The sequence below is a fragment of the Mycobacterium venezuelense genome, assembly GCF_054919535.1.
Map to the genome: position 1 here is coordinate 210604 of NZ_JBONDW010000005.1, position 14580 is coordinate 225183.

The window sequence follows — 14580 nt, forward strand, 5'->3', positions numbered from 1 at the left end:
CACCGACACATGTCCTTCCGGGACTTTGTCGGTGCCGTCGGCAACAATGACGAGGTGACTGACACCGCCGACGCTCGCAAGGTACGCGGTGCATTTTTCACGCCCGACGCCATCACGGCCTATCTCGCGCAATGGGCGGTGCGATCGGCCGAAGACCGCATCTTCGAGCCGTCGGCCGGCGACGCGGCGTTCCTGGTCGCTGTCACCCACCGGTTGCGTGAACTCGGCGCAACCGGGCCGGAAGTCGACGGTGTCGAGATCCACCCGGCCAGTGCCGCCACCGCGAGGCGGCGGGTGGCCGAGGCCGGTGGAAGAGCCCGGGTCCGTACCGCCGATTTCTTCGGCATCGAGCCGCGTCCGGAGTATGCGGCGGTGATCGGCAACCCGCCGTACATCCGCTATCAGGATTTCCGCGGTCAGGTGCGCGCGCAGTCGCGGCGGGCCGCGCTGAAAGCCGGCGTCACGCTGTCCGGGCTCGCGTCGAGTTGGGCGGCATTCACGGTGCACGCCGCTCTGTTCCTACGCCCCGGCGGCCGGATGGCGCTCGTGCTGCCTGCCGAGCTGCTCAGTGTCAATTACGCGGCGGCCGTGCGGAAGTTCCTGTTCGACCGGTTCGCCAGCGTCGAGCTCGTGATGTTCGACGAGCAAGTGTTCCCGGAAGCCGAGGCCGATGTCGTGCTGCTGCTGGCCGACGGTTTCGACGGCGGCCCGTCGGGTCATGCCGTCATCCATCGGGCTCGCAATGCCGAATCGCTGACATCCGAGCTCGTGCAACGGAATTGGTCACCGCGCGATCCGGCGGACAAGTGGATCAGCGGCCTCATCGGCAACGGCCCGGTCGATGCCCTCCATGCGCTGCACACCGCAGGCGATTTCACGCTGCTCGAACACTGGGCCGACACCACGCTCGGCATGGTCACCGGCAACAACGGCTATTTCGCCCTGTCGCCGGCTCGGGTACGCGAGCTGGGGCTGCGGCCGGCCGATGTGCTGCCGCTGTCTCCGCCGGGCAGCGCCCATCTGCGGGGCCTCACGCTGTCGGCCGACCAGCTGACACGGCTGGGGGGGGACGGCAAGTCGATCCATCTCTTCCGGCCTACGGGTGCACTTTCGGCCGCGGCCAAACGATATGTGGAGGCCGGGCACGCTGCCGGGGTGCACCTGGCCTACAAGTGCCGGGTACGCGAGCCCTGGTACCTGGTGCCGCTGGTCGAGCCGGCCGACCTCTTGCTGACCTGCATGAACGCCGACACCCCACGTCTGGTCACCAATCGGGCCAAAGCCCACCACCTCAACTCGGTGCACGGGGTGTACCTGCGCGACGGACTCACCGGGCTCGGACGCGACCTGCTGCCGTTGGCCGCACTGAACTCGGCGACCCTCTTGCATGCCGAGATGGTCGGCCGGTCCTACGGCGGCGGCATTCTGAAAATCGAACCGCGCGAAGCGGATCGGTGGCTGGTGCCGGCACCGCAACTGATCGCCGAGCGGAGCTCGCAGCTTCGGGAGGTCAGGCGCCGGGTCGCGGCGCTGTTGAGCCGGGGCGAACTGCTCGGGGCGGTCGGGATCGTCGACGATGCGCTCGGCCTGGAGGGTCGCGTGCCGTTGGAATCGGTTCGCAGCGCGCACGATTCACTGGCCACCCGGCGGGCGGTAAGGTCACGGCGTGCCCGCTGAACCGTCGACCAAGGCGACCGCGTGGGCGATATTCGATCGGATCGTGGCCGACGCCGCACCGGGCGGTCAACACACCAACCCGTGGGTGCGTAGTGGCGGCGAGTTGACGTACATGCCCGATTTCCGCGTACTGCGCAAGCTGCTCGGCGTGCCGCTCCATCTGAACGCGCCGTCCACCACCGGGGTGCCTGCGTTGGCGCTCGACGTGTGGCTGTCGTATGAGCTGCGGCGCGCCGGCTTCGAACCGGACGCGGTATGGCCGCGGCCCACCGATCCCCGCATCATGCCGAGTGCCATCGCGAACCTGCTCGACGCCCTGCCGCAGAAAGAACGGGTGCTGATCGAACAACGTCTGCGGCGCTCGATGAAGGGCGTGGCGGGGTCCAGCGCGAGCGTGCTCGGCAAGCACTACATGAAGCAGGTCGACGTGGTGATCTCGGACTGGGACACCGGGCCCGAGCTTCTCATCAGCACCAAACGCATGGATTCGAGCTTCGGCAAGAACGCGGCCAACCGCGTCGAGGAGAGCTACGGCGACGCCAAGAACCTGAGACTGCGGCACCCGCTGGCCGCGCTCGGATTCGTCTACGGCCTGCGCTCGACCATCCTCAACACCGAACCCGACAAGGCCGAATGGCTCATCGATCTCCTGGGCAAGCTCGGCACCGAGGACGACGCCTATCACGCGGTCGCGTTGGTGATGATCGACTACGACGCCGAGGTGCCTCGCGAAGAGGATGAGGTCGACAGCATCGAAAAGGCCGAACCCGACACGCTTTTCGAGATCGTCGATGTCGAGACGGCCGCGGTCGATGAGGCGTTGGCGGCATTGCCCGACATTGCCGTCCGCCACGATGTCGTGCCGCCTCAACTGCAGCCGGCGAGATTTCTGGCCACCATGGTGTCGCGCGTTCTCGACATCTCGCCGGTGACCCGGCACCGGGAAGCGCGCAGGCGCCGCAGCACTCCGGCCGAGGCGACCTAACGGATCCGCGGGCCGGGCTTCGCGCGGGCCGTCCACCGGCCGTCCTGATGGCCGACGGCAACCGGATGCGCGAACGCCGTCGTCACATGGTCTGTGGTGACCGTGTCGAGGGCGGGGCCGCTGGCGACCGTTCGCCCGTCGGCGATCAACAACGCATGTGTCGTGCTGGTCGGCAGCTCCTCCAGATGGTGCGTCACCAGGATCGAAGCCATGTCCGGATGCGTGTCGTCCAGTGTGTCAAGGGTTTCCAGCAGTTGCTCGCGGGCGGCGACGTCCAGCCCCGTGGTGGGCTCGTCGAGCAGCAACAGCCGGGGATCGGAGATCAGTGCGCGTGCGATCAGGGCGCGCCCGCGTTCACCCTGCGACAGAGTCGGCCACACCGCGTCGACCCGCGCTGACAGGCCCACCGTGTCGATCAGTTCCTCGGCCCGGCGCACCTGTTCGGAACTGGGTGTCCATCGCGCCGCGGTGTCGATGGTCGCGGTGATACCGGTCAGCACCACCTCGCGCACGGTCAGCGGATACTGCAGGCGATGACGCGGATTGACATGACCGATCGACCGCCGCAGCACCGTCAGATCGGTGCGGCCCATCTGCCCGCCCAGCACCCGCACGGTGCCGGTGGTCGGAAAGGTTACGGCCGCACAGAATCCCAGCAGCGTGCTCTTGCCGGCACCGTTCGGGCCCAGTAGTGCCCAATGTTCACCGGCCTGCACGGTCAGCGATATCCCGTCGATGATCTGCTTTCCGTTGCGACGGAATGTGACCTCGTCGAGTTCGAGGACCGACGTCATGCGAAAGACTCCTTCAACGAGCTCAGATGGGTTCTGCTGGCCGAGGCCGCCGCTTCGGGGTCCCTGGCGATGATCGCGTCCGCCAGCTGCTGATGCAGCGCGTGGTCGCAGGGTTCGGACGCGATGGGTTGGATCTTGAGCATGTCGATCATCGCCAGCCGCAGCCGGGGGAGGAAGGCGTCGAACAACTGCGTCAGCACATCGTTGTGGGCGGCCGCGATGACCGCTCGGTGAAACGCCATGTCCGCGTCGACGTGGTCGGGCACCGACTGTCCCACGACGCCGCGCGCCACCAGCGTGCGGCGGATCGTGCGCAAATCCGCGGGCGTGCGCCGGGTCGCTGCCAGGGCCGCTGCCTCGGCCTCGATCGCGATCCGCGCTTCGATCACCGACACGATCGTCGACCGTCGCAGCACGGTGTCCCAGTCTTCGGCGACGTCGAGCGCGGTCACGAAAACACCGGCTCCCTGCCGACTGTCGAGCACCCCCTTGCCCGCGAGCTCGCGGACAGCTTCCCGCAGCGTCGAGCGTCCGACGCCCAGTTGGGCGGCCAACGTCGTCTCGCCCGGCAACCGATGTCCCAATGGCCACTCGCCGTCGCGAATACGTGCCAGCAGCAGCGACGCGGTTTGCGCTGCCAATGGATGACGCTGGACCTGCGCGGGCATGGCCAAACCTCTCTACTTGTCTGAGGAGTTGTGTACAGTCTAGCCATCATGACGCGCGTCCTTCTCCTTAGCCGCCTCGGCGGGGCCTGAATCGACCGGCCCCCTGCCGTGGGGCTGCGCCGCGCCGGTCGATCTTCAACCGACCGAAAGACCCTCATGACCACTTCTGCTTTTCCCACCATCGACACCCCGGCCGGGAACGTCGCGGCGGATGCGCCGGCCTGGAACCGGCAGCGGCACTCCCAGATGCCTTCGCGCCGCTACGCGAGTGTCTACGACCGCGTCGAAGTCCCACTGACCCAACGAGATTGGCCGAGCGCCCAGATCACCACCGCGCCGCTGTGGGTTCCGGTCGACCTGCGTGACGGCAATCAAGCCCTGGCCGAGCCGATGGATCCGGCCCGTAAGCGCCGGTTCTTCGAACTACTCGTCGCCATGGGCTATAAGGAGATCGAGGTCGGCTACCCGTCGGCATCCCAGACCGATTTCGATTTCGTCCGGCTGTTGGCCGAATCCGACATCGCGCCTCCCGACGTCGCCATCGTGGTGTTCACCCCGGCCCGCCGCGATCTGATCGAGCGCACGGTCGACTCGGTGCGGGGCATGGCCAACGAGGTCGTCGTCCACATGTACACGGCAACCGCACGGACGTGGCGTGACGTCGTGTTGGGCAAGGACCGCGATCAGTTGCGCGAACTGATCCTGGCCGGTGGGCGTGACGTCCTCGAACTCGCCGGTGACCTGCCGAATGTGCGGTTCGAGTTCTCTCCGGAGGTCTTCAACCTCACCGAGCCCGACTTCGCGTTGGAGCTCTGCGACGCGATGACCGACCTGTGGCAGGCCACTCCGCAACGCCCCGTGATCCTGAATCTGCCCGCCACGGTCGAGATCGCCACCCCGAACGTGTACGCCGATCAGATCGAGTACATGCACCGCAACATCTCCCGCCGCGACAGCGTCATCCTGTCGGTACATCCGCACAACGACCGGGGTACCGGCATCGCGTGCGCGGAACTGGCCGTCCTGGCCGGCGCGCAGCGCGTCGAGGGATGCGTGTTCGGCAACGGTGAACGCACCGGCAATGTCGACATCGCGACCCTGGCGTTGAACCTCCATGCGCAGGGCGTGGATCCGATGATCGACTTCTCTGATATCGACGAGATCGCCCGGACCGTCGCGCACTGCACGCGCATGCTGATCCACGAACGTCATCCCTACGTCGGGGACCTGGTGCACACGGCGTTCTCCGGCACCCACCAGGATGCGATCAAGAAGGGAATGGCCGAGCATCGCGCACGAGCCCTGGCGACGGGTCGGGCGGAACGCGAAATCGATTGGCATGTACCGTATTTGCCGATCGACCCGGCCGATATCGGGCGCACTTATGATGCGGTGATCCGGGTGAATTCGCAGTCCGGCAAGGGCGGCATCGCCTACCTGTTGCTCACCGAGTACGGGGTGGATCTGCCCCGGCGGTTGCAGATCGACTTCGCCCGCCGTGTCCAAGAGCGCACCGACGAGAGCGGAGCCGAGATCACCGCGGCCGAGCTGTTCGACCTGTTCGAAACGACGTATCTGGAGCCCGGAGGTTCGGTCGAACTCAAGGACTGGCACACCGGCGGCGACGGAGCCGATGCGGTCACCGAGTTGACCCTCGTTGCCGACGGGTGCACGGTCGCCAGCACGCACCGCGGAATCGGACCCGTGGACGCGCTGACGGCCGCGCTGGCAGAGATCGGCCGGCCGATCGAAGTGCTGAGCCTGACTCAGCAGTCGATCGGCAGCACGGCGATCACCTACCTGGAGTTCCGCTCGGGCGGTGGCTCCGGCTGGGCGTGCGGTCGCAGCGATTCGGTGCTCGGGGCCTCGATGGCAGCGGTGCTGCGCGCCGTCAACGCGCCTTGAGCACCTCGAGCGCCTTGTCGGCGTGCATGTCCATGCTGATCTCACTCGAGATCACCTCGAGGACGGTGCGATCGGTGTCGATGACGAACGTGGTCCGCTTGACCGGCATGAGCTTGCCGAGCAGGCCACGCTTCACACCGAACTGGCAGGCCACCTTCCCGTCGACATCGGACAGCAACGGGTAATCGAAGCGCTGGATGTCGGCGAACTTGGCCTGCTTGGCGACCGGGTCGGTGCTGATACCGACCCGGCTCGCCCCCGCAGCGGCGAACTCAGCGGCCAGATCTCGGAAATGGCAGGCCTCTTTGGTGCATCCGGGCGTCATCGCCGCCGGATAGAAGAACAGCACGACGGGACCGTTGGCGAGCAAACTTGTCAAGCTTCGGACTGTGCCGGTCTGATCCGGCAGTTCGAACTCGGCGACGGTGTCACCCGTTCTGATAGGTGTCATGGCCGCCCACGCTACGCCGTCTGGATGCCAGCACGGTGCTGGCGGTCTGGGAGGATTGAACCGTGCAAATCACCGCCAACGGGGCCGCAGGCTCGCTCGCAGTCACCACGTCCCGCGAGGACTTCCGGGCGCTGGCTGCTGAGCACCGGGTCGTGCCCGTCACCCGCAAGGTGCTTGCCGACAGCGAGACGCCGCTGTCGGCGTACCGCAAGCTGGCCGCCAACCGTCCCGGGACCTTTCTGCTGGAATCCGCCGAGAACGGCAGGTCGTGGTCGCGATGGTCATTCATCGGTGCGGGCGCGCCGTCGGCGTTGACCGTGCGCGACGACCAGGCCGTATGGCTGGGAACGGCGCCCAAGGGCGCGCCGAGCGGTGGGGATCCGCTGCAGGCCCTCGCCGCGACACTGGAGTTGTTGAAGACCGAGTCCATGGCGGGGCTTCCACCGCTGTCGTCGGGGCTCGTCGGATTCTTCGCCTACGACATGGTGCGGCGGCTCGAACGGCTGCCCGAGCTCGCCGTGGATGACTTGGGGCTGCCGGACATGGTGCTGCTCCTGGCCACCGACATCGCCGCGGTCGACCACCACGAGGGCACCATCACGTTGATCGCCAACGCGGTCAACTGGAACGGCACCGACGAGCGCGTCGACTGGGCCTACGACGACGCCGTCGCGCGACTGGATGTGATGACCAAGGCGCTCGGCCAGCCGTTGCCGTCAACCGTCGCAACCTTCAGCCGCCCGGTGCCGGCGCATCGTGCCCAACGGACGGTCGAGGAGTACACCGCGATCGTGGAGAAACTCGTCGGCGACATCGAGGCGGGCGAAGCGTTCCAGGTCGTGCCGTCGCAGCGGTTCGAGATGGATACCGCGGCAGACCCGCTCGATGTCTACCGGATGCTGCGCGTGACCAACCCGAGCCCCTACATGTATCTGCTCAACGTCCCCAATGCCGATGGGGGACTGGACTTCTCGATCGTGGGTTCCAGCCCGGAGGCGCTGGTCACGGTCAAGGACGGGCGCGCGACCACACATCCGATCGCCGGGACCCGGTGGCGCGGGAACGACGAAGAAGAAGACGTGCTGCTCGAAAAAGAGCTGTTGGCCGACGAGAAGGAACGTGCCGAGCACCTGATGCTGGTCGATCTGGGTCGCAACGACCTGGGCCGGGTGTGCCGGCCGGGCAGCGTGCGGGTCGAGGATTACAGCCACATCGAGCGCTACAGCCACGTGATGCACCTGGTGTCCACGGTGACCGGCGAGCTTGCCGCGGGCAAGACGGCGCTCGACGCGGTGACGGCCTGTTTCCCGGCGGGAACGCTGTCGGGTGCGCCGAAGGTGCGGGCCATGGAACTCATCGAAGAGGTAGAGAAGACGCGTCGCGGGTTGTACGGCGGCGTGCTGGGCTATCTCGATTTCGCCGGTAACGCCGACTTCGCCATCGCGATCCGCACGGCATTGATGCGCAACGGCACTGCCTACGTGCAAGCCGGCGGGGGAGTCGTGGCCGATTCCAACGGGCCATACGAGTACACCGAGGCCTCCAACAAGGCCAAGGCAGTGCTGAACGCGATCGCGGCCGCCGACACGCTGGCCGAGCCATGATGCGGATAGCGCAGGCCTTGCTCGTCGTGGCCGCACTTGGGCTGTGGGTGGCCTCGCGCATGGATTGGGTGCAGGTGAGTTCGTTCGACGGGCTCGGACAGCCCAAGAGCACCGAGCTCAACGGCGCCACGTGGTCGACGGCGTTGGTTCCCCTGGCGCTACTGGTGTTGGCGGCGGCAGTCGCAGCGCTGGCCGTGCGCGGTTGGCCGCTGCGTTTGCTCGCAATCCTCGTTGCTGCGGCGAGCGCCGGGATGGGTTACCTCGCGATCAGCCTCTGGGTGATCGAAGACGTCGCGGTGCGTGCCGCAGACCTGGCACTGGTGCCCGTCGCGCAGTTGACCGGCACACAGCGGTACTACGGCGGCGCGGTGATCACTCTGGTGGCGGCGGTGTGCGCGCTGGCAGGTGCGGTCCTGCTCATGCGTTCGGCCAAAGGCGCGCAGCGCCGGGTCGCGACGCGCTACGCCGCGCCGGCGGCCCGCCGGGCCGCTACCCGGCAAGATTCCGACGAACCGATGTCGGAGCGAATGATCTGGGATGCGCTGGACGAAGGTCATGATCCGACCGGCGACCAGACCGATACGGACAACAAGGGTCGGTGACAGATGAACGTGCGGCGGCGGCTACCCTTCGATGGAGGTCAACCGGGATCGTCCCGGTCACACCGGAAAGGAATCGACGGGCGATGAGTTCGGCCACAGTGCTCGACTCCATAATCGAGGGAGTCCGTGCCGATGTTGCCGCCCGCGAGGCCCTAATAAGCCTTGCTGAGATCAAGGAGCGGGCGAAAGCCGCACCGGCGCCGTTGAACGTGATGGCCGCGCTGCGGGAACCGGGAATCGGCGTCATCGCCGAGGTGAAGCGGGCGAGCCCGTCGCGCGGCGAGTTGGCCAACATCGCCGATCCCGCCGAGTTGGCGCAGGCATATCAGGACGGTGGCGCCCGGGTCATCAGCGTGTTGACCGAACAACGGCGGTTCAACGGCTCACTCGCCGACCTCGACGCGGTTCGCGCAGCGGTGTCAATTCCCGTGCTGCGCAAGGACTTCATCGTCAAGCCGTATCAGATCCACGAGGCCCGCGCGCATGGCGCCGACATGCTGTTGCTGATCGTTGCGGCGCTGGACCAGTCGGTGCTCGAATCGCTGCTGGAACGTACCGAGTCGCTCGGGATGACCGCCCTCGTCGAGGTGCACACCGAAGAGGAGGCGGACCGGGCGTTGCAGGCCGGTGCCACCGTGATCGGGGTCAACGCGCGCGACCTCAAAACGCTCGAGGTCGATCGGGACTGTTTCGGACGCATCGCGCCCGGACTTCCGAGCAATGTCATCCGAATCGCCGAGTCCGGTGTCCGCGGCACCGCCGACCTGTTGGCCTACGCCGGCGCAGGCGCCGATGCCGTGCTCGTCGGTGAGGGCTTGGTGACCAGCGGAGATCCCCGCAGCGCGGTTGCCGATCTGGTCACCGCCGGCACTCACCCGTCCTGTCCGAAACCGGCTCGCTAATCGGCCATGAGCCGCTTGCACGAAGAGACAAACTGATGGCGGATCTCGCCGGCCCCGAACTTCCGCGCTCGAGCGCGGGGGTGGCCGAACGCACTGTCCATGATCCCGACAACCGCGGGCATTTCGGTTCCTATGGTGGCCGGCTGGTGCCCGAGGCGCTGATGGCCGTGATCGAGGAAGTCACCGCGGCCTACGAGAAGGCCCGGGGCGACCAGACTTTCCTCGACGAGCTCGATCGGCTGCAGCGTCACTACAGCGGTCGCCCGTCGCCGCTCTACGAAGCGACCCGGCTGTCCGAGCACGCCGGTGGCGCCCGCCTCTTCCTCAAGCGGGAAGACTTGAACCACACCGGTTCTCACAAGATCAACAATGTGCTCGGCCAAGCGCTGCTGGCCAAGCAGATGGGCAAGACACGCGTCATCGCCGAGACCGGGGCCGGCCAGCACGGCGTGGCCACCGCGACGGCTTGTGCGCTGCTCGGTCTCGAGTGCGTGATCTACATGGGCGCCGTCGACACCGCACGTCAGGCGCTCAACGTCGCGAGGATGCGCCTGCTCGGCGCGACCGTGGTCGCGGTACAGGCCGGGTCGAAAACTCTCAAGGATGCCATCAACGAGGCGTTCCGGGACTGGGTGACCAACGCCGACGAGACGTACTACTGCTTCGGCACCGCGGCCGGACCGCATCCGTTCCCGCTCATGGTCCGTGACTTCCAACGGGTCATCGGCCTGGAAGCGCGGGCGCAGATCCAGGAGCAGGCCGGCAGGCTTCCCGATGCCGTGACCGCCTGCGTCGGCGGTGGATCCAACGCGATCGGTGTCTTCCACGCGTTCATCGACGACCCAGGTGTTCGGCTGATCGGTTTCGAGGCTGCGGGCGATGGCGTCGAAACCGGTCGCCACGCCGCGACTTTCACCGGCGGGTCGCCGGGCGCGTTTCAGGGATCGTTCTCGTACCTGCTGCAGGACGAGGACGGGCAGACCATCGAATCGCATTCGATCTCGGCGGGTCTCGACTATCCCGGGGTCGGACCTGAGCATGCCCATCTCAAGGACATCGGGCGGGCCGAGTACCGGCCGGTCACCGATACCGAAGCCATGGACGCCTTCTCGCTGCTGTGCCGCACCGAGGGAATCATCCCGGCGATCGAGTCGGCACATGCGCTGGGCGGCGCCCTCAAGCTGGGTCAGGAACTCGGTGCCGGCGCGGTCATCGTGGTAAACCTGTCGGGTCGCGGTGACAAAGACGTCGAAACGGCAGCCAAGTGGTTCGGCTTGCTCGACGAGGGAGATTCCTGATGAGCCGCCTGGCCGAACTCTTCGATACCTGCCGCGCGGAGGGCCGCGCCGCGCTGATCGGTTACCTGCCGACGGGATTCCCCGATGTACAGACTTCGATCGCGGCGATGACGACGATGGTCGAATCAGGTTGCGACCTCGTCGAAGTCGGTGTGCCCTACTCCGATCCCGGCATGGACGGCCCGACGATCGCCGCAGCCACCGAGGCTGCACTGGCAGGGGGCGTCCGGGTGCGCGACACACTGGCCGCGGTCGAGGCGATCAGCAATGCCGGCGGCCGAGCGGTTGTGATGACCTACTGGAATCCCGTGCTGCGCAGGGGAGTTGACACCTTTGCTCGAGACCTCGCCGCGGCAGGCGGCTACGGGTTGATCACCCCTGACCTCATCCCGGAGGAAGCCGACGAGTGGTTTGCGGCCTCCGAGGCGCACAAGTTGGACCGCATATTCCTGGTGGCGCCGTCCTCGACCCCGGAACGGCTCGCTGCCACGGTGCAGGCGTCGCGCGGGTTCGTCTACGCCGCATCGACGATGGGGGTCACCGGTGCACGTGACGCGGTCTCCTCGGCCGCCCCTGAGTTGGTGCGCCGGGTGCGCGAGGTGTCCGACATCCCGGTCGGTGTGGGGCTGGGGGTGCGCTCCGGTGAACAGGCCGCCCAGATCGGTTCGTACGCCGACGGCGTGATCGTCGGATCGGCGCTCGTCTCGGCGTTGCAGAGCGGACTCGACTCGGTGCGCGCGCTGACCGAGGAACTGGCCGGCGGGGTTCGACAGAGGATTTCGGCTTGACCACAACCGTGCTCGCATACCTGCCCAGCCCGGCACAGGGGGTATGGCATCTGGGCCCGGTCCCGATCCGTGCGTACGCGCTCTGCATCATCATCGGCATAGTCGCGGCGCTGATCATCGGTGACCGACGCTGGCAGGCACGCGGCGGCGAACCCGGCGTCATCTACGACATCGCGTTGTGGGCAGTGCCGTTCGGCTTGATCGGTGGCCGGCTCTATCACGTCCTGACCGACTGGAACACCTATTTCGGCCCAACGGGCAAGGGCCTGGGAGCGGCCTTCCAGGTGTGGGAAGGCGGCCTGGGCATCTGGGGCGCTGTGGCGCTGGGTGCATTGGGTGCCTGGATCGCCTGCCGCCTGCGCGGAATTCCGTTGCCCGCGTTCGGGGATGCGATCGCGCCCGGCATCATCCTGGCCCAGGCGATCGGCCGGCTCGGCAACTATTTCAACCAAGAACTGTTCGGCCGGCCCACGACGCTGCCTTGGGGTCTGGAGATTTACGAACGCCTCAACGCCGCCGGAGTCCGGGACGAACTCAACGGTGTGTCGACCGGTCAAGTGGTCGCCGTCGTCCATCCCACGTTCCTTTACGAACTGCTGTGGAACGTCCTCATATTCGCGCTGTTGATCTGGGCCGACCGCAAGTTCAACCTTGGCCACGGGCGGTTGTTCGCGCTGTATGTCGCCGGCTACTGCGCAGGTCGGTTCTGGATCGAGCTGATGCGCAGCGATTTCGCGACCGAGTTCGCCGGAATCCGGGTCAACACGTTCACCTCGACATTCGTGTTCATCGGCGCGGTGGTCTACATCATGCTCGCGCCGAAGGGGCGCGAGGATCCGGCCACGCTTGGCGGCAAGCGCGCTGAGGACGAGGAGTCTGCGCTCGACGAGGTCGGCAAGGAGTTCGTCACCGCTGCCGCGACGACCGGGGTGGTGGCGGCAGCCGCCGTCGCCGGGAAGAACGAGGCTGAGGATGCGGCAGCGGTCGGGGACACCGAAGCCGACCACATGCATACGGATGAGGTCGTCGCGGACGACAGCGTCGATGCCGCGGCCGCAGTCGAGCTCAAGGCCGTCGCCTCCAAGGCCGACCACGACGATTCGGTCGAAGAACCCGACTCGGCCGAGGCGACCGAGCTGGACACCGAGGGTGCGCCCGCCGAACCGGAAGCGGAAGAAGAGACCGAAGGGGAGCCTGAGGCCGACGAGACGGACGCGACCGAGCCGCCTTCCGAGGAACTCAGCGAGGATGGCGAGCCGGAGGTCGAGGGCGCACCCACTGCAACCGAAGCAGAAGACGAGTCCGCTGAGATCGCCGAGGCCGACGAGTCCGCGCTCGATACCGAGGGCGCCCCCGCCGAGCCCGAGGCGGAGGACGAAGCGCCTGAGGCGGCTGAGTCCGTTGAGCACGATGGTGAGACTGATGTGTCTGACATCGTCGCGGAGTCGTCTACCGAGCCGGAAGCCGAAGAGCAGGCCGACGAGGGCGAGGCTGATGAGGCACCTGCGGACGGCGAGGCGGACGGCGAGGCCGCCGCTGACGAGGCCAGCGAGCCCGCAGACGTCACCGAAACCGTCGAAGAACCCGAGCAGACCGGGCCGGAAGCCGAAGAGCCGGTCGGCGCCGAGCCCACTGAGGCACCTACCGACGGCGAAGCGGTAGGCGAGGCCGCCACTGACGAGGCCAGTGAGCCCGCAGAGGCCACCGAGGGCGTCGAAGAGCCCAAGCAGATCCAGCCGGAAGGCGAAGAGCAGGCCGGCGAGGCTGAGGCCGACACCGAGGCACCGGCGGAGAGCGAGGCCGCCGCTGACGAGGCCAGCGAGCCCGCAGACGTCACCGAAACCGTCGAAGAACCCGATCAGAGCGAGCCGGAAGACCAGACCGGCGCGGCCGAGCCTGAGCCCGCTGAGCCGGCCCCCGAAGCGGCTACGTCAGACGACGCTGAAGCCGAAACCCCCGTCGCGCAGCCTGCTTCCGCGGAAAGCGTCGCAGCACCCGCGCCGACCCAGCCGGAGGGCGGGCGCATTCGCCGGTGGTTGCGCCGCAACCGATAACGCCCGACGCTCTGGCATGCTGGCAACATGACCGATCCAACGCAGTCCGGTGGCACCGCCGACGGCGCATCGACGCCGCCTTTTCCTCCGCCTGCGGGATATCCGCCGCCCCCACCGGGCTATCAACCGTCGCCCGGTTATGCGCCCGGGTTCGGTGACCCCAGCGCCCCGTATGGCCGCCACCCGCTCACCGGGGAGCCCTACTCCGACAAGTCCAAAGTCACCGCGGGTGTGCTCCAGCTGATCGGCCTGATCGGTTTCGTCGGCTTTGGTCGCATCTACCTCGGGCAGACGGGCCTGGGTATCGCCCAACTGCTCGTCGGCTTGGTGACGTGTGGCGTCGGCGCCTTCATCTGGGGCATCGTCGACGCGATCCTGATTCTGACCGACAAGGTCCGCGATCCGCAGGGACGTCCGCTGCGCGATGGAACCTAGCAGCGCATCCCAGGCGAAGGCCGCGCGCTACGGCGCGCTGGGCACCGGCGCGGCGTTGGTCGGGGCGCTCGCCTACATCGGCATCGCCGATCCCCACCGGGCGGGTTTTCTCTTCCCGCCATGCCCGTTCAAGGCGATCACCGGGTGGGACTGTCCCGCCTGCGGCGGGCTGCGGATGACGCACGACCTGCTGCACGGCGACATCGCCGCGGCAGTGGTGGACAACGTGTTTCTGCTGGTCGGGCTACCGCTGCTGGCCGCATGGGCCGTGGTGCGGTGGCGTACGGGCAGGAAGCCGTTTCCGGTCACGGCGGTGGTGATCCTCGTGGTCGCGATCGTTGCCTGGACTGTCGTACGAAACCTGCCCGGCTTCCCTTTCGTGCCGACTCTGATTGCGGAGTAGTCGCCGACCTGCGC

14 protein-coding genes are annotated in these 14580 nt (G+C 67.3%); 11 read left to right on the plus strand and 3 right to left on the minus strand.

Annotated elements, in window-relative coordinates:
• Positions 1 to 9: 9 nt before the first annotated feature.
• Both ACRCUN_RS10255 and ACRCUN_RS10260 read left to right on the plus strand, forming a co-directional pair.
• The gene (locus tag ACRCUN_RS10255) at positions 10 to 1677 is read left to right on the plus strand and encodes an N-6 DNA methylase (protein WP_462141514.1); all 1668 of its coding nucleotides are present in this window, start codon (positions 10 to 12) and stop codon (positions 1675 to 1677) included.
• Positions 1667 to 2662 (plus strand): hypothetical protein, encoded by a 996-nt coding sequence (locus ACRCUN_RS10260; RefSeq protein ID WP_462141515.1) that lies wholly within the window; start codon positions 1667 to 1669, stop codon positions 2660 to 2662. Before ACRCUN_RS10255 ends, ACRCUN_RS10260 begins: the two co-directional genes overlap by 11 nt.
• Here ACRCUN_RS10260 and ACRCUN_RS10265 read toward each other — a convergent pair.
• Entirely contained in the window at positions 2659 to 3456 is a 798-nt protein-coding gene (locus ACRCUN_RS10265; protein WP_462141516.1) for an ABC transporter ATP-binding protein, read from the minus strand. The two genes, ACRCUN_RS10260 and ACRCUN_RS10265, sit on opposite strands and share 4 nt — an antisense overlap.
• A complete protein-coding gene (locus tag ACRCUN_RS10270; RefSeq protein ID WP_462141517.1) occupies positions 3453 to 4124 on the minus strand; it encodes a FadR/GntR family transcriptional regulator in 672 nt (223 codons plus the stop codon). The genes ACRCUN_RS10265 and ACRCUN_RS10270 overlap by 4 nt, the downstream gene beginning before the upstream one ends.
• Positions 4125 to 4280: 156 nt before the next feature.
• Between ACRCUN_RS10270 and ACRCUN_RS10275 the strand changes: the two genes are divergently transcribed.
• Entirely contained in the window at positions 4281 to 6029 is a 1749-nt protein-coding gene (locus ACRCUN_RS10275; RefSeq protein WP_462141518.1) for a 2-isopropylmalate synthase, read from the plus strand.
• Here ACRCUN_RS10275 and ACRCUN_RS10280 read toward each other — a convergent pair.
• The gene (locus tag ACRCUN_RS10280) at positions 6016 to 6471 is read right to left on the minus strand and encodes a peroxiredoxin (protein ID WP_462141698.1); all 456 of its coding nucleotides are present in this window, start codon (positions 6469 to 6471) and stop codon (positions 6016 to 6018) included. The genes ACRCUN_RS10275 and ACRCUN_RS10280 overlap by 14 nt on opposite strands.
• A 71-nt stretch (positions 6472 to 6542) precedes the next feature.
• Between ACRCUN_RS10280 and ACRCUN_RS10285 the strand changes: the two genes are divergently transcribed.
• The 8 genes from ACRCUN_RS10285 (at position 6543) to ACRCUN_RS10320 (ending at position 14566) form a co-directional block, all read left to right on the plus strand.
• On the plus strand, positions 6543 to 8084 hold the full coding sequence (locus tag ACRCUN_RS10285) for an anthranilate synthase component I (RefSeq protein WP_462141519.1): 1542 nt from the start codon (positions 6543 to 6545) through the stop codon (positions 8082 to 8084).
• A complete protein-coding gene (locus ACRCUN_RS10290) occupies positions 8081 to 8686 on the plus strand; it encodes a TIGR02234 family membrane protein (protein WP_462141520.1) in 606 nt (201 codons plus the stop codon). The genes ACRCUN_RS10285 and ACRCUN_RS10290 overlap by 4 nt, the downstream gene beginning before the upstream one ends.
• Before the next feature lie 83 nt (positions 8687 to 8769).
• Complete coding sequence (gene trpC, locus ACRCUN_RS10295; RefSeq protein ID WP_462141521.1) at positions 8770 to 9588, plus strand: indole-3-glycerol phosphate synthase TrpC; 819 nt, start codon at positions 8770 to 8772, stop codon at positions 9586 to 9588.
• 35 nt (positions 9589 to 9623) lie between these two features.
• Positions 9624 to 10886, plus strand: a complete 1263-nt coding sequence (trpB, locus tag ACRCUN_RS10300; RefSeq protein ID WP_462141522.1) for a tryptophan synthase subunit beta — start codon at positions 9624 to 9626, stop codon at positions 10884 to 10886.
• Positions 10886 to 11674: a tryptophan synthase subunit alpha gene (trpA, locus tag ACRCUN_RS10305; protein ID WP_462141523.1), complete on the plus strand. Its 789-nt coding sequence runs from the start codon at positions 10886 to 10888 to the stop codon at positions 11672 to 11674. Before trpB ends, trpA begins: the two co-directional genes overlap by 1 nt.
• On the plus strand, positions 11671 to 13728 hold the full coding sequence (lgt, locus tag ACRCUN_RS10310; protein WP_462141524.1) for a prolipoprotein diacylglyceryl transferase: 2058 nt from the start codon (positions 11671 to 11673) through the stop codon (positions 13726 to 13728). Before trpA ends, lgt begins: the two co-directional genes overlap by 4 nt.
• 27 nt (positions 13729 to 13755) lie before the next feature.
• Positions 13756 to 14163, plus strand: a complete 408-nt coding sequence (locus tag ACRCUN_RS10315) for a TM2 domain-containing protein (RefSeq protein WP_462141525.1) — start codon at positions 13756 to 13758, stop codon at positions 14161 to 14163.
• A complete protein-coding gene (locus tag ACRCUN_RS10320) occupies positions 14153 to 14566 on the plus strand; it encodes a DUF2752 domain-containing protein (RefSeq protein WP_462141526.1) in 414 nt (137 codons plus the stop codon). Before ACRCUN_RS10315 ends, ACRCUN_RS10320 begins: the two co-directional genes overlap by 11 nt.
• The last annotated feature ends 14 nt before the right edge of the window (positions 14567 to 14580 follow it).

Coding starts and splice junctions, on each gene's coding strand:
- ACRCUN_RS10255 (WP_462141514.1), top strand. CDS start 10: ATGTCCTTCCGGGACTTTGTCGGTGCCGTCGGCAACAATGACGAGGTG.
- ACRCUN_RS10265 (WP_462141516.1), bottom strand. CDS start 3,456: ATGACGTCGGTCCTCGAACTCGACGAGGTCACATTCCGTCGCAACGGA.
- ACRCUN_RS10270 (WP_462141517.1), bottom strand. CDS start 4,124: ATGCCCGCGCAGGTCCAGCGTCATCCATTGGCAGCGCAAACCGCGTCG.
- ACRCUN_RS10275 (WP_462141518.1), top strand. CDS start 4,281: ATGACCACTTCTGCTTTTCCCACCATCGACACCCCGGCCGGGAACGTC.
- ACRCUN_RS10290 (WP_462141520.1), top strand. CDS start 8,081: ATGATGCGGATAGCGCAGGCCTTGCTCGTCGTGGCCGCACTTGGGCTG.
- trpC (WP_462141521.1), top strand. CDS start 8,770: ATGAGTTCGGCCACAGTGCTCGACTCCATAATCGAGGGAGTCCGTGCC.
- trpB (WP_462141522.1), top strand. CDS start 9,624: ATGGCGGATCTCGCCGGCCCCGAACTTCCGCGCTCGAGCGCGGGGGTG.
- trpA (WP_462141523.1), top strand. CDS start 10,886: ATGAGCCGCCTGGCCGAACTCTTCGATACCTGCCGCGCGGAGGGCCGC.
- ACRCUN_RS10315 (WP_462141525.1), top strand. CDS start 13,756: ATGACCGATCCAACGCAGTCCGGTGGCACCGCCGACGGCGCATCGACG.
- ACRCUN_RS10320 (WP_462141526.1), top strand. CDS start 14,153: ATGGAACCTAGCAGCGCATCCCAGGCGAAGGCCGCGCGCTACGGCGCG.